19 protein-coding genes and 1 pseudogene are annotated in these 20942 nt (G+C 65.1%); 5 read left to right on the plus strand and 15 right to left on the minus strand.

Features of this window, described 5'->3' with window-relative positions; all coding sequences use genetic code 11:
• Nucleotides 1-6: 6 nt before the first annotated feature.
• The 7 genes from proC to ACH488_RS16465 all read right to left on the minus strand — a co-directional run bounded on the left by proC (nucleotide 7) and on the right by ACH488_RS16465 (nucleotide 8922).
• Nucleotides 7-837: a pyrroline-5-carboxylate reductase gene (gene proC, locus ACH488_RS16435; protein ID WP_397325629.1), complete on the minus strand. Its 831-nt coding sequence runs from the start codon at nucleotides 835-837 to the stop codon at nucleotides 7-9.
• Nucleotides 838-1154: 317 nt separating this feature from the next.
• Nucleotides 1155-1988, minus strand: a complete 834-nt coding sequence (locus ACH488_RS16440; protein ID WP_397325630.1) for a sugar phosphate isomerase/epimerase family protein — start codon at nucleotides 1986-1988, stop codon at nucleotides 1155-1157.
• Nucleotide 1989: 1 nt separating this feature from the next.
• Nucleotides 1990-3096: a Ppx/GppA phosphatase family protein gene (locus tag ACH488_RS16445; RefSeq protein ID WP_397325631.1), complete on the minus strand. Its 1107-nt coding sequence runs from the start codon at nucleotides 3094-3096 to the stop codon at nucleotides 1990-1992.
• An 86-nt stretch (nucleotides 3097-3182) separates the two neighbouring features.
• Complete coding sequence (locus ACH488_RS16450) at nucleotides 3183-3620, minus strand: SseB family protein (RefSeq protein WP_397325632.1); 438 nt, start codon at nucleotides 3618-3620, stop codon at nucleotides 3183-3185.
• A gap of 70 nt (nucleotides 3621-3690) precedes the next feature.
• A complete protein-coding gene (topA, locus tag ACH488_RS16455) occupies nucleotides 3691-6414 on the minus strand; it encodes a type I DNA topoisomerase (RefSeq protein ID WP_397325633.1) in 2724 nt (907 codons plus the stop codon).
• Between the two features lie 112 nt (nucleotides 6415-6526).
• A complete protein-coding gene (locus ACH488_RS16460) occupies nucleotides 6527-7234 on the minus strand; it encodes an ArsR/SmtB family transcription factor (RefSeq protein WP_397325660.1) in 708 nt (235 codons plus the stop codon).
• Nucleotides 7234-8922: a methyltransferase gene (locus ACH488_RS16465; RefSeq protein ID WP_397325634.1), complete on the minus strand. Its 1689-nt coding sequence runs from the start codon at nucleotides 8920-8922 to the stop codon at nucleotides 7234-7236. The genes ACH488_RS16460 and ACH488_RS16465 overlap by 1 nt, the downstream gene beginning before the upstream one ends.
• A gap of 92 nt (nucleotides 8923-9014) precedes the next feature.
• On the opposite strand from ACH488_RS16465, the gene ACH488_RS16470 reads away from it, so the two are divergent.
• Entirely contained in the window at nucleotides 9015-9458 is a 444-nt protein-coding gene (locus ACH488_RS16470; RefSeq protein ID WP_397325635.1) for a hypothetical protein, read from the plus strand.
• A 52-nt stretch (nucleotides 9459-9510) separates the two neighbouring features.
• A complete protein-coding gene (locus ACH488_RS16475; RefSeq protein ID WP_397325636.1) occupies nucleotides 9511-10044 on the plus strand; it encodes a hypothetical protein in 534 nt (177 codons plus the stop codon).
• A 9-nt stretch (nucleotides 10045-10053) separates the two neighbouring features.
• On the opposite strand, the gene ACH488_RS16480 is transcribed toward ACH488_RS16475, so the two are convergent.
• Entirely contained in the window at nucleotides 10054-10950 is an 897-nt protein-coding gene (locus ACH488_RS16480; protein ID WP_397325637.1) for a rhodanese-related sulfurtransferase, read from the minus strand.
• A gap of 116 nt (nucleotides 10951-11066) precedes the next feature.
• Between ACH488_RS16480 and ACH488_RS16485 the strand changes: the two genes are divergently transcribed.
• The gene (locus ACH488_RS16485; RefSeq protein ID WP_397325638.1) at nucleotides 11067-11762 is read left to right on the plus strand and encodes a GNAT family N-acetyltransferase; all 696 of its coding nucleotides are present in this window, start codon (nucleotides 11067-11069) and stop codon (nucleotides 11760-11762) included.
• A gap of 86 nt (nucleotides 11763-11848) precedes the next feature.
• Entirely contained in the window at nucleotides 11849-14191 is a 2343-nt protein-coding gene (locus ACH488_RS16490) for a DEAD/DEAH box helicase (RefSeq protein ID WP_397325639.1), read from the plus strand.
• Between the two features lie 15 nt (nucleotides 14192-14206).
• Here ACH488_RS16490 and ACH488_RS16495 read toward each other — a convergent pair whose 3' ends face one another.
• From ACH488_RS16495 to ssd, 7 genes and pseudogenes are all read right to left on the minus strand, one after another.
• Entirely contained in the window at nucleotides 14207-14578 is a 372-nt protein-coding gene (locus ACH488_RS16495; RefSeq protein WP_397325640.1) for an Rv3654c family TadE-like protein, read from the minus strand.
• On the minus strand, nucleotides 14571-15047 hold the full coding sequence (locus ACH488_RS16500) for a TadE family type IV pilus minor pilin (RefSeq protein WP_397325641.1): 477 nt from the start codon (nucleotides 15045-15047) through the stop codon (nucleotides 14571-14573). The genes ACH488_RS16495 and ACH488_RS16500 overlap by 8 nt, the downstream gene beginning before the upstream one ends.
• Nucleotides 15044-15208: pseudogene (locus tag ACH488_RS16505) on the minus strand (DUF4244 domain-containing protein); the annotation flags it as partial. The pseudogene ACH488_RS16505 and the gene ACH488_RS16500, both read right to left, overlap by 4 nt.
• 225 nt (nucleotides 15209-15433) lie before the next feature.
• A complete protein-coding gene (locus ACH488_RS16510; protein ID WP_397325642.1) occupies nucleotides 15434-16036 on the minus strand; it encodes a type II secretion system F family protein in 603 nt (200 codons plus the stop codon).
• Nucleotides 16036-16824, minus strand: a complete 789-nt coding sequence (locus ACH488_RS16515; protein WP_397325643.1) for a type II secretion system F family protein — start codon at nucleotides 16822-16824, stop codon at nucleotides 16036-16038. Before ACH488_RS16515 ends, ACH488_RS16510 begins: the two co-directional genes overlap by 1 nt.
• On the minus strand, nucleotides 16821-18017 hold the full coding sequence (locus ACH488_RS16520; protein WP_397325644.1) for a TadA family conjugal transfer-associated ATPase: 1197 nt from the start codon (nucleotides 18015-18017) through the stop codon (nucleotides 16821-16823). Before ACH488_RS16520 ends, ACH488_RS16515 begins: the two co-directional genes overlap by 4 nt.
• Nucleotides 18014-19117, minus strand: coding sequence for a septum site-determining protein Ssd (gene ssd, locus ACH488_RS16525; RefSeq protein ID WP_397325645.1), 1104 nt, complete (start codon nucleotides 19115-19117; stop codon nucleotides 18014-18016). The genes ACH488_RS16520 and ssd overlap by 4 nt, the downstream gene beginning before the upstream one ends.
• 123 nt (nucleotides 19118-19240) lie before the next feature.
• On the opposite strand from ssd, the gene ACH488_RS16530 reads away from it, so the two are divergent.
• Nucleotides 19241-20920, plus strand: a complete 1680-nt coding sequence (locus ACH488_RS16530) for a bifunctional 3'-5' exonuclease/DNA polymerase (protein WP_397325646.1) — start codon at nucleotides 19241-19243, stop codon at nucleotides 20918-20920.
• Nucleotides 20921-20942 lie beyond the last annotated feature (22 nt).

Below are 20942 nucleotides of genomic sequence, written 5' to 3' on the forward strand. Positions count from 1 at the left end.
TGGCGCCTAGCCGAGTTGCTTGGTGATCTCCGCTGCCCTCGCAGCTGCTGCGCGGGCGCCGTCGGCGATGATCCTGGGGATCCCGCCGTCGTTGAAGGCCGCGATGGCGCGCTCGGTGGTGCCGTTGGGGCTGGTCACCGCCACGCGCAGGTCTGTGGGGTTCGCGCCGGGCTCGGCGAGCATGAAGCCCGCACCGGCCACTGTTTCGCGCGCCAGCATGAGCGAGAGCTCTTCGTCCAACCCGAGTTCGACGCCGGCAGCGGCCATGGCCTCCGCAAGGTAGAACGCATACGCCGGTCCGGAGCCGCTGATCGCGGACAGGGCGTCCACTTGCTCCTCGGGCACCTCCACAACAGTGCCGGCACCCGCCAGCGCCGTCTTGGCCTGCTGGAGCTGCTCAGGGCTGCAGTGCGTACCCGGCGATACGGAAACCACCCCGCGGCCCAGCTTGGCGGGCGTGTTGGGCATGGTGCGGATCACCGGCTGCCCCTCCGGGAGCGCAGCCTCGAGCTGGGCGATTGAGACGGCGGCGGCAACGCTGACCACGATGGTGTCCTTGCCCAGTGCGGGACTGATCTCCCGGGCCAGGTCCGTGATGCCCACCGGCTTGACGCCCAGGATCACCATTCCCGCGCCCTTGGTGGCCAGCTTGTTGTTGTCCGGGTCCTCTTCGCCGGCGATCGCCATGACACCGTGGCGCTGGGCCAGTTCCTCCGCCCGCTCTGCACGGCGCACCGTGGCCACAACATCGGACGGGTCGGCACCCGCGGCAAGAAGGCCGCCTAGAATTGCCTCGTTCATGGATCCACAGCCAAGGAATGCGATTCGGTTGCTCATGGCTCCATCATGGCAGTTGGCCCTTGGGCGGGTCGAACGCTTACGTGGGTCCGGGCCGCACCGGCCCAGGATTCCCAGCTAGTTCACAAGGTTATTGCAGGCGGCGCCCATTGTTGGTCCGTAACTTAGTAGTTACCTCATTGAGGGTGCGAGTGATGAGGCGGGCATGGGGATGTCCGCCAGCAGCACCGGTGGCCGGGGCGGGTTTTCCCCCATTTCCCGATTCGGCCGCCGGTGCTTTCGCTTTTAACAGTCCTGGCACTACGGACGTGCAAAAGCCCGGGCCATTCGGCCCGGGCTTTCCGTGTTCTTGTTCGCTAGTTGTCCAGGCTCCGGACCAGCGGAACACTCAGATGCTGCCGCGCAAAGCGCAATGTCTCGGCAAGCATTTCCTCGCGTTCCCCGGCAACTTTCGCCTTGCGGGTGGAGATCTCGGCCACCACCACACCGTCGAAGCCGTTGGACGCCAAGTGCTGGAGGACGTCGGCGCACTGCTGGGTACCGGTTCCGGGCACCAGGTGCTCGTCCTTCCCGGAACCCGAACCATCCGTCAGGTGCACGTGCCGGAGCTTGCTGCCCAAGGCCTGGACCGCTTCCAGACTGTTGGCCCCGGCAGTTGCGGCGTGCGAGAAATCCCACGTGACGTCGTCGTAATCCTGTCCCAACGGGTCCCAATGCGGCAGGTAAGCCACGGCCTCACGTCCGCGAACACGCCACGGATACATGTTCTCCACGGCAATATGCACTTGGTACATGGCCGCAATCTCGCGGACGCCCTCGGCGAAGTTCTCGGCGTAATTCGACTGCCACCGGAACGGCGGGTGCACCACAACGGTGTCGCAGCCGACTTCCTTGGCCATCTGGCAGGACCGCTCGATCTTGTTCCACGCTGAACCCCACACCTGCTGTGTCAGGAGCAAGGTAGGCGCATGGATCGAGACGATCGGCTGCTTGTACCGATGGCTCAACTGAACGAGGGCATCCGGATTCTGGCTGACGGCGTTGTTGGTCACCATGACCTCCACGCCTTCGTAGCCCAGGTCCTGCGCGACGGCGAACGCGTCATGGACGCTCAGCGGATAGACCGATGCGCTGGACAGCGCCACCGGTATCTGGCGGTTGTTGGCAACAGGTTCGACGTCGGTACTCATCTCAGGAGGCCAGCCCGCCTGCTGCGGGGGCTGGGATGGGTGCTGGGGCGGGATCGTTCACCGGGACCGGGAATTCCTTGATGGGGTGGTCCTCGTGATCTTTCCCGTCCTCTTTGGCCTTTTTCTTGGACTTGTCCTTCTTGCGCTTGCCAACGTGCGGTGCCGGGTCCAGGGCTTCCTCGAAGACCAGTTGGTCGAGGCGGCGCAGGATCAGGCCTTCACGGAGGGCCCAAGGACAAATCTCCATCTTGGGGAACTCGAACAGTTCCAGGGCCGCCTCCGCCACCAATGCGCCGGCCAGGAGCTGGCGGGCACGTGCGTCCGAAACGCCGGGCAGGTAGAGGCGGTCAGCAACGGTCATCGCGGAAATCCGCTGGGCCCACAAACCAAGATCCGCGGCATGGAGTTCACGCTTCACGTAGGGCCCCGCAGCGCTCGGAGCGGCTCCGGCAATGCGGGCCAGCGACCTGAAGGTCTTGGACGTGCCGGCCACCAGGTTGGCCCTGCCCAATTGATGGAACTCGCGGACCACCGGCTTGAGCGTAGAGCGGATGTAGCGGCGGAGTTCCTTCACGCTCTTGGCCGTCGGTGGGTCCTCATGGAGCCAGTCCCTGGTGAGGCGGCTGGCGCCCAGAGGAACCGACGTGGCGAATTCCGGCAGTTCATCCGTGCCGTAGGCCATTTCGAAGGAGCCACCGCCGATGTCCAGGTCCAGGATGGGACCTGCGCCCCACCCATACCAACGGCGGACCGCGAAGAAGGTCATGGACGCTTCTTCGCTGCCGGTCAGTTCCTGCAGGGTCACGGTGGTCTCGTGCTTTACCCTGGCCAGGACCTCGGCCCCGTTGGTGGCCTCGCGGATGGCCGACGTACAGAAAGCCAGCAGGTCTTCCGCTTTGTGGCGCGCGGCGAACTCCCACGCTTCAAGGACGAACTCCACCAGTTCATGCTGCCCGGCATCGTTGATGTTGCCGTCTTCGTCGAGGTACTGGACCAGGCTCAACGGGCGCTTGTGGGATGCGAAAGCTACTGGACGCGCGCCGGGATGGGCGTCCACGAGCAGCAGGTGGACGGTGTTGGAACCGATGTCGAGAACGCCAAGACGCATTCTGCCATTATTCACCGATTCGAACCCCGTGAAGCAACTTCGCGGCGACGTTTCGCTGACGGGGCGGTGTCCTATGGTCCCGTTGCCTACTGGTCCGCGGAACCGTCCACTTCGTCAGCGCGCTTGAAGTCCCGGCGGATGTTGGCGATTCCCTCGGGATCGATTTCGAAGCCGTGCTCGCTTCCCGGGTTGATGACCAGGCCGAGCTCATCGCCAATGTTGCCAAGGATGGCCGACCCCAAGGTGCCCAGGACATGCGGTGCCGCTTCCAGGAAGCGTGCGTCGACGCGGCTGGGGTGGCTGAAGACTGCCAGGACAGGCTGTCCGTCCGCGTTGGAGAGGACCAGCGGCTCCACCGACGAGTCAGGGCCGTCCACGGATTCCGAGCTGACGAGGTACACCTCGTTGTTCAGGAAAGCCAGGATGACGTCCACCGGGTTGGCGTCCGGCTTTTCGGCCAGGGCAAGCTTGGCTTCCAGATCGTTCAAGGGGGCGTTGTCGGGTGAAACTGTCTGTTCAGTCATGCTTCTACTCGACCATGATGCCTGCCGGGACGCAATTCGCGGCAAGTCCCGGCAGGCAGATGTACCTGGGTTACTTCTTGGCCGCAGCCTTCCGTGCCGGAGCTTTCCGGGTGGTGGTCCGCTTGACCGGGCCCTTCGCACGCTTTTCAGCGAGGAGCTCGATGGCACGTTCCCTGGTGAGCTCTTCGAGGGACGTGGACCGCGGCACCGTAATGTTGGTGACGCCATCGGTGATGTACGGGCCGAAGCGGCCTTCCTTCACCACGATGTTCTTCTCGGAGACCGGGTCCGGACCGAATTCAGCCAGCGGCGGCACGGCAGCACGGGCACCCCGTTGCTTGGGCTGCGAGTAAATCTCCAAGGCCTGTTCCAGCGTGATGGTGAAGATTTCCTCTTCGGAGCCGATGGAACGCGAATCCGTGCCCTTCTTCAAGTACGGACCGAAGCGGCCGTTCTGCACCGTGATGGGGTTCCCCTCGGCGTCCTCGCCCAGGACACGGGGAAGGCTCATGAGCTGCAGGGCCTCGTCCAGGGTGACCGTGTCAACGGTCATGGACTTGAAGAGCGAACCCGTGCGAGGTTTGGCCTTCACGGGCTTCTTCGGCGGCTTGGGCTTGCCGTTCTTGTAATACTCCACCGGCAGGTTGGCCAGTTGTTCCTCGGTCAGCTCAGGGATGATCTCGGTGACGTAGGCGCCGTAGCGGCCATTTTTGGCCACCACCGTGTGACCGGTGTGCGGGTCGGCACCAAGGACGCGTTCCTCCGGCGCGGCTGTTTCCATGAGCTCGATGGCCTTGGCCGCCGTCAGCTCATCGGGAGCAAGTTCCTCGGGGACGTTGGCACGGGCGGACTCAACAACCTCGCCGGTCTTCTGGTCCACCGTGGGAATGGTGCTTTCCAGGTACGGACCGAATTTGCCCACGCGCAGCGTGATGCCGTCAGCGATCGGCACGGAGTTGATCTCGCGGGCGTCGATCTCACCCAGGTTGTTCACGATGCTCAACAACCCGGGATCAGCGTCTTCACCGTAATAGAAGTGCTTGAGCCACGCGGCACCAATGGCCTGGCCGTTGGCGATCTTGTCCAGGTCGCCTTCCATGTCAGCCGTGAACTCGTAGTCGACGTAGTCCGTGAAGTGCTGCTCCAGCAGGCGGATCACGGAAAATGCGATCCAGCTGGGGACCAGCGCCGAGCCTTGCTTCCGCACATAGCCACGGTCCTGGATGGTGGAAATGGTGGACGCGTACGTGGACGGGCGGCCGATCCCCTTCTTTTCCAGTTCAGCCGTGAGGGAGGCTTCCGTGTAGCGCGGCGGCGGGGAGGTTTCGTGGCCAACAGCAACAATGTCCGAAGCCGTCAGGGAATCGTCCTTGGCAACGTTGGGGAGGCGGCGGGCCTCGTCCGAGTCGTCATCTTCGCGGCTGGCGTCCTTGCCTTCCTCGTACGCAGCCAGGAAGCCAGGGAAGGTGATGACAGTACCGGATGCTGAGAACTCAGCGTCCCGGCCGTCCGCTGCCACGGCACCCAGGCGGATGGTGGCAGTGGAACCCTTGGCATCGGCCATCTGCGAAGCGACCGTGCGCTTCCAAATGAGCTCGTACAGGCGGAACTCGTCACCGCTCAGCTGCTGCGCTACCTGCGCGGGAGTGCGGAAAGAGTCGCCTGCGGGACGAATGGCCTCGTGCGCTTCCTGGGCATTCGCGGCCTTGTTGGCGTAGACGCGCGGACCCTGCGGAACGTACTCGGGGCCGTAGAGCTCGGCAGCCTGGCGGCGTGCAGCCGTAACAGCCTCATCGCTCAAGGCCGACGAGTCGGTACGCATATAGGTGATGTAACCGTTCTCGTACAGGCGCTGTGCCACCTGCATGGTGCTCTTCGAAGAGAAACGGAGCTTGCGGCCGGCTTCCTGCTGCAGCGTGGACGTAGTGAACGGCGCGGCCGGACGCCGGGTGTACGGCTTGGTATCCACCGAGCGAACGCGGAAATCGGCGTTCTCCAGCCCGGCAGCCAAGGACGTGGCAAGTTCCTCATTGAGGTGCACCACGTTGGACGAAGTGAGCTCACCGTTGTCGTTGAAGTCGCGGCCCGTGGCCACCTTGGAACCGTCCACGGCGGCGAGCTTGGCTTTGAAGGAACCCGAGTCCGCGCCGAACTGGCCCGTGAGATCCCAGTAGGAGGCTGCACGGAAAGCCATGCGCTCCCGTTCGCGGTCAACCACCATGCGGGTGACCACGGACTGCACGCGGCCTGCAGAAAGCCCACGGGCCACCTTCCGCCACAGGACGGGAGAAATTTCGTAGCCGTACAGGCGGTCCAGGATACGGCGCGTTTCCTGGGCATCCACCAGGGCGGTGTCCACGTCGCGGAGGTTGTCCATGGCCCGGTGGATGGCTTCCTTGGTGATTTCACCGAAGGTCATGCGGTACACGGGGACTTTGGGCTTCAGGACCTCGAGGAGGTGCCACGCGATGGCTTCGCCTTCGCGGTCCCCATCGGTTGCGAGGTAAAGCGCGTCAGCGTCTTTCAGCTGGGCCTTGAGCTCGGCAACCTTTTTCTTCTTGTCCGGCGAGACAACGTAGTAAGGCTTGAAGTCGTTCTCGACATCGACCGCGAACTTGCCGAGCGACGTCTTCTTCAGTTCTGCAGGGAGGTCCGACGGCTGCGGGAGGTCCCGGATATGGCCGATCGAAGCCTCGACGATGAAGCCCTCGCCCAGGTATTTGGCGATGGTCTTACTCTTGGCCGGAGACTCCACGATCACGAGTTTCTTGCCGGTTTTTGCCTTGCTGGGCACGGTGCTCCTACAGAAAAAATGTGTCATTGGGCTGGTGCCCATATTGGCCTAGTTCACCATAAATTGCAGAATTCTGCGTTTTTGGCCGGGAACCCGGGCCTGTTCGGGACGGCTATTGGCCGGGCGCCAGACGGTCGTCCGGGATCATCGACCACAGCGTGGCCACGCGCTCCGCACCGTCTGGAATCCGGGTGGGATCCTCCAATTCGTACTCCCTGATGACCTCACGGATCCTGTCGGAGAGTTCCCTGCGCTGAGGATTGGTCAGGTACAGCAGGTTGCTGGCCAGGACCACCGCCGCCGGCTCCTCCGCAGTGTCTCCGCGCTGCCTCCGTTCACCCCTGGCTTTGGCGAACGCGGAAGCCCTGCGCCGGAAGGCGTCCAGCTCCAGGTCCACGACGGCGATCTCGGGGCTGGCCACGCTGCCGCCCGAGATGGTGAAGTCCGTTCCGGCGGCTTTCCAGCGACGCTCCCTGGCGTCGCCGGCGTTCTCCGCGGGAGCCACGATCCCCCATTTCTGGAGGGCACGGAGGTGGTAGCTCATGGCACTGGGGGTCAGTCCCGTCCGGGCGGCCAGTTCGGTGGCGGTGTGGCTCACCTGCGTGGCATAGAGTTCCGAAATGACTTCAAGCCGGGCCGCGTGGGCCAGGGCGCGGATAGCCTTGGGATCGGTGATTTCCACCGTCTTCTCGGCCCTCTTGCGACGCGGAACTCCGCCTTCTGCCTCGGATGCCTCGTTGTTCACACTCACTTCATCAGTGTAATCAGGGTCACTTGCTGGAGGGCTGGTGCTGGTGGAGCGCGGCGTGTACGCCGCCATCATGCGGGCACCTCATGGCCGGGCACCTCATGGCCAGGCACCTCTTGGCCAGGCACCTGGCCGTCCGGGAGCAGGAATCCGTCCCGGACCAGGTTCCGGACGTCGTTGAACAGCCCTTCACGGAACGCATCCGCATCAAAGTCCGCTCCCCCGCCCAAGAGCACTTCAAGTGCCGTGATGATCTGACCCACGGACAGTTCGCCATCGCACGTGGACACGAAGCCGGCCAATTCCGCGCTGAGCAGGTTGGTCCGGCGAAGGCCTGCGCCCTGCCTGAGCAGAATCACGCCGGGGTGCTCGGCTCCCGGGCGCTGGTGCCGTTCCTCCGTGACATCGTCGGCGACAAGCAAGTGGGCTTCCGCGAGGTTGTTGCGGGCAACCCAATCGGCCCGATCCACGGCAGCACCGAGGTGCGGACCGATCGGCTGCTCAACGGGGTAGATGATTTCCTCGAACCTCTTCAGGACTTCCTCGCCGCCTGAAGGACGCCGCAGCCAGATCATGCCGAAGCCAATGCCTTCAACGCCCCTGGACGCGAAGTCGTCAAGGTAGGCGGCATACGCGTCCTGGTAATGGGCGCGGTCCCTGCCCTCGGAAGCATCCTGGAGCCAGGTCTCGGCGTACTGCTCCGGCCCCACCTGCTCACGCTGGATGAACCACACGTCCAGGCCAGAGCCTTCAAGCCAGGAGGTAGGCCGGTCCTGCCACTCCGAACCCGAGGCAATCTCCCAGTTTCCCAGCATCTGCGCCGTTCCACCCGGTTCCAGGACAGTGGCCAACGACGTCACCAGCGAGGAGACAATGTCATCGCCCGGGAGTCCGCCATCGCGATACGTGAACTGATCGGCAGCGGACTCGCCGCTGCTCCGCGGCGTAATCACGAACGGCGGGTTGGACACCACCAGTCCAAACGTTTCCCCCGCGACCGGCTCCAGCAACGAGCCAAGCCTCAGGCTCACTCGGGCTTCCAGGTCCGCGGGGTCCAGCCCGAGTTCGGACGCGTTGAGCAGCAGGTTGAAACGAGTGAAGGCAAGAGCACGTTCGGAGATGTCCGTGGCCGTCACGTGCTCACAATGATGCAGCAGGTGGAAGGTCTGGATTCCACACCCGGTACCCAAGTCCAAGGCACGCTTGGTGTGGTGGCGGATGGTTGTTTGGACCAGCGTGGTGGACGCCTGGCCGATCCCGAGCACATGGTCGTGCCTCAGGACACCCGGCTGCTGGTGGGCGGCGAGATCACTGGCCACCCAGAGTTCGGCTCCCCCGGTTCCATCTGCGTTGGCGTCCCAGCCGTAAGGCCGAAGATCCGCCTTCGCAGCCACGGCTTCGCCGTCAAGAGTCACCAGCCCGAGCTCGGCAAGGCCACGCGCCCCCACATCCGGCAGCGCAGCGTCCACGTCACTGGCAGCCTGCGGAACCGCGAGGAGCCACAGCCGGACGATCACCGACAAGGCTGATGCCCCTGGTTGCCCGGCCCCCGTGTGCCGTTCCGTGACCAGGAGTGCCGGAATGAGTTGGTCCCTGCCGAGCGCCGCATAGGCGGATTCACCCAGGAAATCCGCGACGCCATCCACTGTGTACCGGATGGCGCGAAGGTTGGCTGCCAACGCCGCGAGAAGGCCGGGACGGTCGCTGCGGGGAGCGTCGGCAGTGGCACCGGAAGTAAAAGCTGTTGGGGTTTGGTTCACCCAGCAAGTCTATTGGCGCTGTTTCAACCTGGGCTCCGGACAGGATGGCCTATGTGGAAAAGCCGGGCCCCGGAACCCGGTAGCGTTGAATCATGCTCATTTTCTCCTCCGCGCGGCGCCCTGCCGGTCTTGTTGCCGTCGCCGCGGCAACGCTGTTGGCCGCCACGGCTTGCCAGCAGCCAGTGGACATCGCCCACGCAGACGTTCCCGCCTGGAAGAAGGATGCACTGCCTGCCGCTACCGGCGTGGTCCTGGAGGACTCGGGAAAGATCCTGAACCGCGATCCGATTGTCAAGGACTCGCCCAGCGTGGCCGCCGGAACCTACACGCTCACCATGGCGTGCGATGGCGGCGGCAAGGCTTTCTTCGCCGTCAGCACCGGCGGAAAGCAGATCGCAGATGCGGGCGCCGCCTGCAACGGAAGCCGCGAAGTGGCCAAGATCAAGGTCCCTGCCACGGCGGACCTCAGCATCTCGGCCAGCAGCGTCGATGCACCCTTGATCTTCGCTTACCAAGTGGTTCCAGCGGCGGGCTAAATCCCGCGTCCGCCCTATATGGCGGCCTGCCACGCAAGCGTAAAGTCAGAACATGGGCGGCGCGTTGGCTGGCTCGGTGACGTCGCGACGGCTGGCGAGTGCCGCCGTCGTACTTTTGCTTGGCTTGGGTGGCACCCTGACGGGCTGCGAGTACACCTATGACGACCGGGGTACTCCGCAGGCCACGCCCACGGCGCCGGCGGGCAGCAATGTGGTGCTCCCTCCCGATCCGTCCCTGCAGCAGACCGTCACCGGTGACGCCTTGGAGGAATGGGCCAAATCGGCGCTGCCCGAATCGCAGGGGCGGTCCTTCTACTCGAGCACTGGCTACCTGAGTCCCGGCGAATCCAAGACCGAGCAAACCGTCCAACTGCCCGGCGGCACGTATGCCGTCACCCTGGCATGCCGGGGCACAAGGCGGGTCACCTTCACCGTCCGGATGGGCGAATCCGACCTGGTGGACCTGACCCTGGGGTGTACCAACGCCCGCGTCAGCGTGGTCCAACTGGACAAGGACGCAATCCTCGACATCACGGTGGGCGCCAGGTCCGACGCGAACTTCGCCTACCGGGTCAGCCGGCTCTGACCCCGGCGCTCAGGCCGCCTCGCAACCTCCGGGGCACCGCAGCGTTGCCGGGTCCGAGGCGCATTCTGCGCAGTAGAGCGTAAGCGTCCGGCAGCTTGGGTTGGAGCAGTTCTCGAACTTGTTGGTCGGTGACGCACACCGGACGCATTCACCGATGGTCTTGGCATCCTCGCTGAACTCGACATGCATGCGTTTGTCGAACACATACAGCGAGCCTTCCCAGAGGCCTTGGTCCTTGAACGTCTCGCCGTAGCGGACAATGCCGCCATCCAACTGGTAGACCTCCTTGAAGCCCCGGTTGACCATCAGGCTGGAAAGGACTTCGCAACGGATGCCCCCGGTGCAGTAGGTGACTACGGGCTTGTCCTTGAGGGCGTCGTACTTGCCGGAGTCCAACTCCTTGATGAAATCGTGCGTGGTAGCGACATCCGGCACGATTGCGTCCTTGAACTTTCCAATCTGGGCCTCGAAGGCGTTGCGCCCGTCGAAGAATACGACGTCCTCGCCGTCGGCCTTCTTGGTGTCCAGCAAGGTGTGCAGTTCCTCGGGCTGCAGGTGCTTGCCGCCGCCCACCACGCCGTGCTCGTCCACCTTCAGCTCGCCGGGCGCACCGAAGGACACAATCTCATCGCGGACCTTGACGCTGAGGCGCGGGAAATCGTCGGCGCCGCCCTCCGACCATTTGAAGTCGATGCCGTGGAAGCCCTTGTATTCCCGGGTGGTCTTGACGTACTGCTTCATGTTGTTCAGCTCGCCGCCCACCGTGGCATTGATGCCGTCCTTGGAGATGAGGATCCTGCCCGTGAGGCCCAGCTTCTCGCACAGGGCACGCTGCCAGAGACGCACCGCGTCAGGATCGGCGATCGGAGTAAAGCCGTAGAAAAGCACAATTCGGTTCAAAGCCACCGTTAAAGGGTACTTGGTGTACTACAATCGCGCGCCGACGTCACAATTTCATAAGCACGGAATGCTGGGGCCTGCGTGCTCTGTTGCTTCCAGAAGCGCTGGCATAGTCTCTCTACATGAGTCCAGACGCCTTGGTTGAAGACATCGCGCACCTCTTGGAAGTCTGGGTGGCCGGCTGGTCCGGTTGCCGGGGCTATGAATCGCGTCAAGAGGGACGTTTCCCCGCCGCACTCCGCGCCGACAAGACCGGTGACTGGGAGTATTTCGCCCACGATCCTTCCGACGAAGAATTCGCAACCCTTGCCGCCAAGACGTCCGAGGCCGACACCCGTATCCTGACGGTCCTCACCAACGACGTCCAACGGTACAAGTACCTCGCCGAACAGCACGGCCTCACCGTCAATTCGGCCTCCCAAACCATGATGATCGTTGACATGGAAACCCAGGACGCCGAGGATCCCTGGCTGCCTGACGACGATCTGGAATTGGCAACCTCCGAGTCCAACGGCGTCCACTACGCCGTGGTCCATTCCGGTGAGCAGGTTGCCGCCAGCGGCCGGGTCTACGTGGTCAACGGCACCGCGGTTTTCGACAAGATCGTTACCGAGCCCGCTTTCCAGCGCAGGGGCCTCGGCAGCTTCATCATGAAGGCCCTGGCCGCCCAGGCCTTCGCCCACGATGTCCAAAACGGACTCCTGCTCGCCTCACTGGACGGGCAAAAGCTGTACTCCCACCTGGGCTGGGACGTGGTGTGCCATGTCCTCATGATGTCCGTGGGCAGCACAGGCGGTTCCGACTTGTCCGCTGCCTGACAGCAAGCCTTCCGTAGCGCGAACGACGGCGGTCCCCTCCCGGGGGCTGCCACGTCCGGTTTGCACCGGAATGACAGAATGATTTGGTGGCTGCACCAAACTCGTTGATTTCCCTGCTGGGCCGGACGCCGGACCCCGAGCAACTGCGCCACGTCCACACCATTCCTGCGCGCAAAGCCGTCAACGAGCCATGGCCGCACTGGGTGCACCCGGACATCGTGGCCGCGTACCAGGGGCTGGGCATCCAGGAGCCCTACCGGCACCAGGTCCAGGCGGCCGGCCTCGCCCATGACGGCCAGCACGTGGTGATCGCCACGGGAACAGCCTCCGGCAAATCCCTTGCCTACCAACTGCCCGCGCTGGACGCCATCCATCGCTCGGAACTGCGTGTGCTGTCCGAGCCCGGAAAGATCCACGACGACGGCGCGGTGACCCTGTACCTGTCCCCCACCAAGGCCCTGGCCGCGGATCAGCTCGCCGCCATCCGCGCGCTGAAGTTGCCCACCGTTCGTGCCGAAACCTACGACGGCGACACCGACATGGCGGCCAGGCGCTGGATCCGCGACCACGCCAATTTCATCCTGGCGAACCCGGACATGCTCCACTTCGGGATCCTGCCCAACCATGCCTGGTGGGCCAAGTTCTTCCGGCGGCTCCGCTACGTGATCGTCGACGAAGCCCACAGCTACCGCGGCGTATTCGGTTCCCATGTTGCCAACCTGATGCGCAGGCTGCGCCGGATCTGTGCATACTACGGCGCCGGCTCCTCCTTCCCGGAGCCTGTCTTCATCGCGGCGTCCGCCACGGCCTCCGATCCGGGCGTCTCGTTCGGCCGGCTGATCGGCGCTCCGGCCAGGGAAATATCCGAAGACTGTTCGCCCCATGGATCCACGACAGTAGCGTTCTGGGAACCGGCCCTCACCGACCTCAAGGGCGAGAACGGAGCCAATCAGCGCAGGACGGCCGTGGCCGAGACCGCCGATATCCTGGCCAACCTGGTGTCCTCGAGGGTCCGGACCATCGCTTTCATCAAGTCCCGGCGCGGTGCAGAATCCATCGCGTCCATCACCAAACGGCTGCTGGACGACGTTGATCCCTCCCTGCCCGGGCGCGTTGCCGCCTACCGCTCCGGTTACCTGCCCGAGGAGCGGAGGGCCCTGGAACAGGCCTTGCGCTCCGGACAGTTGCTGGGCGTCTCGAGTACCTCCGCTTTGGAACTGGGCATCGACATTTCCGGGCTGGACGCGGTCCTGGTTGCCGGCTGGCCCGGAACGCGGGCATCGCTGTTCCAGCAGATCGGCCGTGCGGGCCGTGCCGGGCAGGATGCCATCGCAGCCTTCGTGGCCAGCGACGACCCCCTGGACACCTATCTGGTGAACCACCCACAGGCGATCTTCGATGTATCGGTCGAAGCGACGGTCTTCGACCCCGGCAACCCGTACGTCCTGGGACCGCATTTGTGCGCCGCAGCCGCCGAGTTGCCCATCGGCCCCGCAGAACTTGAGCTCTTTGGCAGCACCGCGGAGGGCCTCCTCGACCGGCTCGTGGCGCAGGGATACCTCCGCAAGCGGCCGGCGGGATGGTTCTGGACCCATTCGGAAAGTGCTGCCGGCATGGTGAATCTCAGGGCCGACGGCGGCGGACCGGTCAGCATTGTGGATGCAGATACTGGCTCCCTCCTGGGCACGATGGACTCGCCGCAAACGCACTACCAAGCGCACACCGGGGCGATCTACGTCCATCAAGGTTCGAGCTACCTGGTGGAGGAACTCAACGAGCAGGACCACTGCGTGATGGTGCGGCGCGTCAACCCCGACTTCTACACCACCGCGCGGGACGTCACGCAGATCGAGGTGCTGGAAACATCGCGTTCGGTCCAGTGGGGTGACATCACGGTGCATTTCGGCGATGTCAAAGTGACAACCCAAGTGGTCTCCTTCCAGCGCAAGGCCTTGATTTCGAACGAGATCCTCGGCGAAGAACCGTTGGATCTTGGAGCCAGGGACTTATTCACCAAGGCAGTGTGGTTTGTGGTGGACAATCGTTCGCTGCACGGCGCAGGCCTGGTGGAGGCCCAGTTCCCGGGTGCCTTGCACGCTGCCGAGCACGCCGCGATCGGGCTCCTCCCGTTGGTGGCCTCCAGCGACCGCTGGGACATCGGAGGTGTCTCCACTGCCCTTCACGCCGATACGGGTGTCCCGACCATTTTTGTCTACGACGGGCACCCCGGAGGCGCCGGCTTCGCCGAGCGGGGATTCGAGAAGGCCAAGGTGTGGCTAACCGCCACGCGCCAAGCCATTGATGCCTGCGAGTGCGACGCCGGCTGCCCGTCCTGTGTCCAGTCGCCAAAATGCGGCAACAAGAACAACCCGCTGGACAAGGCAGCCGCCATCACGCTCCTCGATGTCCTGCTGAAAGACGCCGTCTGACGCTGCCGGACCGGCCTAGGGTGGAGGGCCCGCCCTGGCTCTGCCCATGGCGACCCCCAAGGCGAAGGGCTGCGAGGATTCCGTAGCCACCTCAACCTCGTCGCCCGCAAGCACCTGGCACGACGTGATCCGGGCGTAGTTACGGGCTGCCACTCCTTCAGCGACCCTGCACGGCTCACCGGCTACCAGACCCCGGGCTGCATCTGCTGCTGCGAGCGCGGCCAGATCCGCCGCTGTTGCCGCCTTCGATGCCATGACCGCAGCCTGGGACAGTAACAAGGTCCCCGCGAAAAGTGCCACCGCTACGGCTACCAGTCCGAGGGCCAGGACCGTCCCGGAACCCCTTTCGGGATCGCGGGTGTTGCATCGCATGGTGCACTCAACCATCCGCTGGTACCTCCGTCCCCGAGGACTCCTGCAGGGCATCCGCCTCAGCGCTCAGGGTCCAAGGGATCAGTATCCCCAAGGCGCCGCCTACTCGTGCCGAGGCGTCTACGCGCACCCAACCACCATCGCTGGCGATCCCGACGGCGGTGCCCTCCCCCGCGCTGCGCTGCACGATTCCTGTCACGGTGGTGGTGGACTCGCCCCGGGCCAAGGCACGGGCCCCTGCCCGGGCTGCCTCCTCCAAGCGCAACTGCGTCAGCCCCGCAGCCCCGCCCGCCAGCAGGAACGCCAAGAGCAGGACCACCGCCGGGAGAGCCACAGCGAACTCGGCGGTGATCGCTCCGGCCTGCCTCCCGGAAACGGGGCTGGCTCCCACCACGCGATCCGCGGCAGACGGCCTGTTCGCTCCTGCTTGCCTCCCGCGAACGGGGCCGGCACTCACGGCCCCCAGGGGTGGTTCCTCGCTCATGGCAGGGAGAGCGCCGTCCGGATCAGGTTGAGGAGGAAGCCGCGGACCTCATCGCTCCGAAGGAGCACTACCAGCAGGCCGGCCAGTCCCACGGCTGCGAGGGTGGCAATGGCGTACTCCGCGGTGGCCATCCCCGCTTCGCCTCCGGTCAGGTGGCTTCGCAGGCGCAGCTTGCCCTGCTTGTTCCGGGCCTGGGAGTTATCCTGCTGGTCACGGTGCGCGCTGCGTGTGGTGGTTGGCGAGTTCACGATATTTCCTTTCACGAGGGCCGGAGGTTTCTCCGGTGGCTTCGACTCTTCCGGCTGCGCCAGCACCTTTGGAGTATCCGGTCTCCGCAAGTGGATAACCCCGGACCAACGAACGGTGTGGAGGACGAGTGCTTGGGCTCAGCCCGGCGGGAGCATGGCGATGAGTACGGGAACGATTCCCAGGCAAATAAAGGCCGGCAGGGAGCACAGGCCCAAAGGGACAACCAGTTTCACCCCCAAGGCGGCAGCACGTTTCTCCGCAGCGCGGAATTGTTCGCGCCGTTCCCGGGCGGCCTGCGCATAGAGGATTGATGCCGACGGAGCACCGGTCAGTGCAGCAAATGCCAGCGCATCGCGAAGCCGTTCTACATCCGCTGAGGGCTGGACCGGCAACTGCCACGCTGTCTCCCAGTCCGCACCAATGGACAACGCTGCCACCACCGGCTTCAACGAAGCACTGATCGTGGGCGCGGAGCTGGCCGCGATGAGTTCAAGGGCCCGCCCGATACCTGCCCCTGTGTCCAGCATGGAAGCGATCAGCTCCAGCATCATGGCAACGTCGGTGAGTCCTTCGTCCGTGGTCCCCGAAGAGCTGGCCCGAATGTCCCCAGGTGAAAGCGGGCCGTCACGATCCCCACGGAGTACGAGCCGGGAGGTGGACTCTGCCCGGCTTCGGCCACGGCCACGGAACGCAAGCATCGCCGCCAAAACAAGGACTCCCACCAGAAGGAATCCGGGCATCACGGGCCTCCCGCGGCGGACGCCACGAGCCGGGACGACCACACCCTGCCGGCCACCGTCAGTAGCAGGCCGGCAGCCAGGGTTCCCATGCCCAGGATGTTGCCCAGCAGGATGCCGAGTGGATCGACGCCCAGGGCCATGCCGAGTACCAGGCCAAAAACCGGTAGCCAGGACAGCAGCCGGACAGTGGCCTTGGGTCCGGCCAGCGCCGTCTGACGGGCTGCTTCGGCATCCTCTTCGGCCTCCAGTTGAGCCGCAAAGCGTGTGAGAAGGTCGGCCAGGGGGCACCCGCTGATCTCCGCCACATCCAGGCAGGCGGCCAACTCCACCCAGATGCGGCGCTCGACGTTCCCACGGGGTGCGTAGGCCGTGGCAACCGCCCTTCGGATGGCGTCCGCCGTCGAGCTTCCCACTGCCGATGCTGCTCTTGCTGCCGCAAGGACCCTCAAAGCTTCTTCGGAAATGGCCGGTGGCCGCAGGGAACCCGCCACCTGTCCGTGCTTGTCCATCCGGCGTGCGGAATGGTGCACCAGCCACAACTCCTCCCACAGCTGCGACGGTCCGCGGCCGCCACGCAACAGTGCGGCCAGCTGCTGGACCAGAACCACCATGGATACCGGCCCGGCCGGGGGTGGGCGCCTGGCCACTAATGCAAAGCGGATGCCCCGGCGGCGGGCGGGCACGCCTGGCCTGGAAACAGGCCCAAGGACCCTTCGGAAGGCAGACCGCGGCCGATGTAGCTGCAGCCATGCGGCGACGGCGAGAACAAGGAACAGCACCATGGTCATTCGTCCCCGCTGAAACCCAGTTTGACGGCCAGCGCCGGCCACCCGGGCCCCCGTTCCAGCCCGTCGGGATGCCACGACAGGGCCGGGAGGACTCTCTGCAACCCAGCGGCGTCTACGAGCACCCCGACCGAAGCAACCCTGCGGCCGGCACTGGTCCGTTCAACGTGAATCACCACATCAAGCGCGCTGGCAACCTGCAACCGAACGGCCTCAGCATTCAGGCCGGCGAGCGCCCCCAGGGCTACCAACCTAGCGGGCACAGCTTCCGCAGTGTTGGCGTGGATGGTTCCCCCACCGCCCGTATGTCCGGTGTTCAGTGCCGTCAGCAATTCCCGGACTTCGGCGCCCCGGCATTCTCCGACAATCAGGCGGTCGGGCCGCATGCGCAGTGCTTGGCGTACAAGTTCGCCAAGATCCAGTGCGCCTCCGCCCTCGAGGTTCCCGTGGCGGGACTCGAGGGTGACCACATGGGGGTGGACCGGGTTCAGTTCTGCCGCGTCCTCTATCAGCACGAGGCGTTCGGACGGGTGGCTCAGGCCCAACAGCGTGGACAAGAGAGTCGTCTTGCCGGATCCAGTGGCCCCGCTGACCAGGAAACTGAGCCGTCGGGCCACGATGGCCCGCAGCACGCCTTCCATCTGTTCGGAGAACATTCCGCTGAGGCGCAGCTCTTGGAGGCCGAAGGATTCCTCCCGTCGGATTCGTATGGACAGCAGCGTTCCGGCTGTGGAGATGGGTGGGAGCACGGCATGGACCCGGTAACCACCTTTGAGCCGGACATCGACGCACGGGGAACCATCATCCAGGCGGCGTCCCCCTGCGGCTACCAGCCGGGCGGCCAAGGACCTGACCTGCTGTTCAGCGTCGAACCTGACGGATGAGCGTTCCAGCCCGTTTCCCCTGTCCAGCCACACATCTCCGGGGGCGTTGACAAAGATGTCCGTGACTCCTGGATCCTGGGCCAGGTGCTGCAGGGGACCCAGTCCGTTGAGTTCTGCATTGATGGACTCTGCCGCCTCGAGCGCGCCTGCCGCGCCGAGCAGTTTGCCGCTGGCTTGGACCGCCGCAGCCACGGTGGAGGGCGTCACGGGGCCGTTGCCTGCCAAGACGGACTCCCTGACCGTTTCAAGGAGCACGGAGTCGAGTCGTCGCTGTTGTCTCCTTCGGCCTCCGTTGAACGCCTGGCTGTTCACGGGTGAACTCCCTCCATGTCCAGGAGGGCCTCGGCGAACCGGGTTACTGGCCGCCGTTGACCCATATCCAGCAAGCGGCCAAGCTCCGTTGCGCCGGCTACTCCGCGGAGGGCAGGGACGGTCCCGGCGAGCGGAAGACCCAAGGAATCGGCAATCACCTGGGCATCAACCGAAGGAGCGGCACCTCCCCTGACCAGCAATGCAGTATCCCCTGGCGCCAACTCATTGAGCGTCCGTGAAGCGGCCACGGCGGACTTAAGGTGCGGCGTGGTGAGCAGGAACATCTTGTCGCAGTCCCAGGCAAACGATCTGAGGGCTTCCACGCTCCGGCCGATGTCCACCACCACCAGTTCATAACCCCGGCGGGCGGCGTCCAGGACTGCAGCAACCGAGGCGGTGTCCGGCGGTGGAACCGCATCCCGGGCACCGGGCCAGGACAGGAAAGTGAAACCGCCGGCAACCGGAAGCGACTCACGGAACTGGTTCGGATCGATGCTCCCCCGCGTTGCCGTGAAGTCGGGCCACCGCAGCCCGGGAAGATCCTGGTCCGTGATCCCCAGTTCCAAGCCGCCACCCCACGGATCGCCATCGATCAGAAGCGTGCTGGTTCCGAGTCCGGCAGCGGCCTGGGCCAACCAGATGGCGGTGGTGGTGGCCCCCGCACCTCCGTGTCCGCCCACGATGCCAAGGACCGTACCACCAGGATCCGGTGCGACGGACAGGCTCAGGTGTTCAGCCAGCCACGAAGCCGCTCCCGGCAGCACCGCGACGCGTTCGGCCCCGAGGGCAGCTGCGAGTTGCCACAGCGCATCGCCCTCGGCGGCCCGGCCCAGGAGCACCGCCGGGGCTCTGCGCCGTGGTGGAAGCTCCCGGACGTCGCTGCCCACCAGGACAACATCAGCCGTGTCCCACCCGTGCATTGCCTCTTCCATGCCCTCGGCGAGATGCAGCGATCCACCTGAGGCCGCGACAATGCGGCGGGCTTCGTCCTGGAGGTACCCATCGGCCGTGACCAGCAGGATGTCCGCGCTGTTTTCCGGAGTCCATGCTTGCGTCCCCTGATTGCCTACCTGCCCCTGCGCTCTTTGCCGCTTGCCCATGAAGCCACTCTGGTGGCCGGCGACAGCGGCGCGTAAGCGGGAACCACCCCCATGTGGACAACACCGGGAGGGACGGGTCTGTGGAGGAACAGTGGAACCGCAGGACACGGCAGAATGGAGAGCATGTATTTGCTGCTCGCCGCCCACCAGGACGGCGCAGCCATACAAAGAATCTCCCCTTCCGGGAAGCCAACAGCCGATCCGCGCCTGATCCGCCGCGGTGAGTTGCCCGGCGTCGTGCGTGAACTCGAAACCCAGCGGCCCCGCTGGGTCTGGAACCGCGCGCAGGACTGGTATCCGGAACTGTTGGCCGAGGGCGTGGAGGTGGACCGCTGCCATGACCTGTCCCTGTGCGGTGCCATCCTGGCGAACTCAGCGATCACAGCACACACCGAATTCGCCAGGAACGCGGAGAAACTCGTCCAGGACGATGACACCGTGCCGCCCCGGACGTTGCTCCCGTCGCCCCCACCCGCGGAGCAGGACGCTCTCTTCGACGACGTCGCTCCCACCGGAGCCGGGCTGACGGAGCTCCGGACGGAGTTCGCGGCGCAGCAGGCAGCTGTCGCGGAAGTAGATGGTCCGGAGAAGCAGCGGTTGCAGCTCCTGCTGGCCGCCGAATCGGCGTGTGGAATCATCGCCGTGGAGATGCAGTTCGCGGGTGTTCCGTGGCGCGAAGAGCTGCACGAACAGATTCTGCGGGACGTCCTGGGCCCCCGGCCGCCTTCCGGGCACAGGCCACGTGCGCTTGAGTCGCTGTGCACCGAATTGCGCCAGATCCTGAATTCCCCAGCTCTGAATCCGGATTCGCCGCAGGACCTCATGCGCGCCTTGCACCGCAACGGGATCGAAGTGAAGAGCACGCGCCAGTGGGAGCTCCAGCAGTCAAACCATGCGGCCATCCCGCCGCTGCTCGCCTACAAGAAGCTCTCCCGCCTGCACACCGCGAATGGCTGGGCATGGTTGGACGCTTGGGTCCGCGGGGGTCGGTTCCATCCTGAATATGTAGTGGGCGGCGTGGTGTCCGGGCGATGGGCCTCGCGGGGTGGCGGCGCCCTCCAGATCCCCAGGAACATCCGGGCAGCGGTCCATGCGGACCCAGGGCACAAGCTGATTGTCGCCGATGCATCCCAACTTGAGCCGCGGGTCCTGGTGGCCCTGGCCCAGGACACGAAGATGGCTGAAGCGGCCCGGGACAAGGACCTTTACGCCGGTATCGCTGCCCAGGGTTTCGGTGGTGACCGCCAAAAGGCAAAGGTGGCGCTGCTCGGTGCAATCTACGGCGCCACTACCGGAGAGTCCGGGAGGCTGATGCCGCAGTTGGCGCGTACCTATCCCCGGGCCGTGGGCTTCGTGGAGCAGGCCGCCCGTGAGGGCGAGGCCGGACGCACGGTCACCACCAGACTCGGAAGGACCAGCCCTGCGCCGTCAGTGGGCTGGCTGCGGAGCCAGCAATCCACCACGGCCGAAGAGCAGCGGCGTGCAGACAACCTGGCCCGCTCGCGCGGCCGCTTCACCCGGAACTTCGTAGTCCAGGGATCGGCAGCGGAATGGGCGGCCTGCTGGCTGGCAGAATTACGACGTCGGCTGCGCGCCTTGCGTGCCGAGGGTTTGCCGTCAGGGGAACTCGTCTTCTTCCTGCATGACGAAGTCATGGTCCATGCCACGGATGAGGCCGTAGACGCCTGCGTCATGGCGATCCAGGAGTCCGCGAACGCCGCCAAGGAACTCATGTTCGGGCGCATACCTGTGGAGTTTCCGGTGAGCATTGCCGTGGTCGATTCGTACGACAAGGCGAAGTAGCCAAACGCTTGTCCACCCGTGG

It is taken from the genome of Paenarthrobacter sp. NPDC018779, assembly GCF_044391085.1.
Lineage (GTDB): Bacteria > Actinomycetota > Actinomycetes > Actinomycetales > Micrococcaceae > Arthrobacter.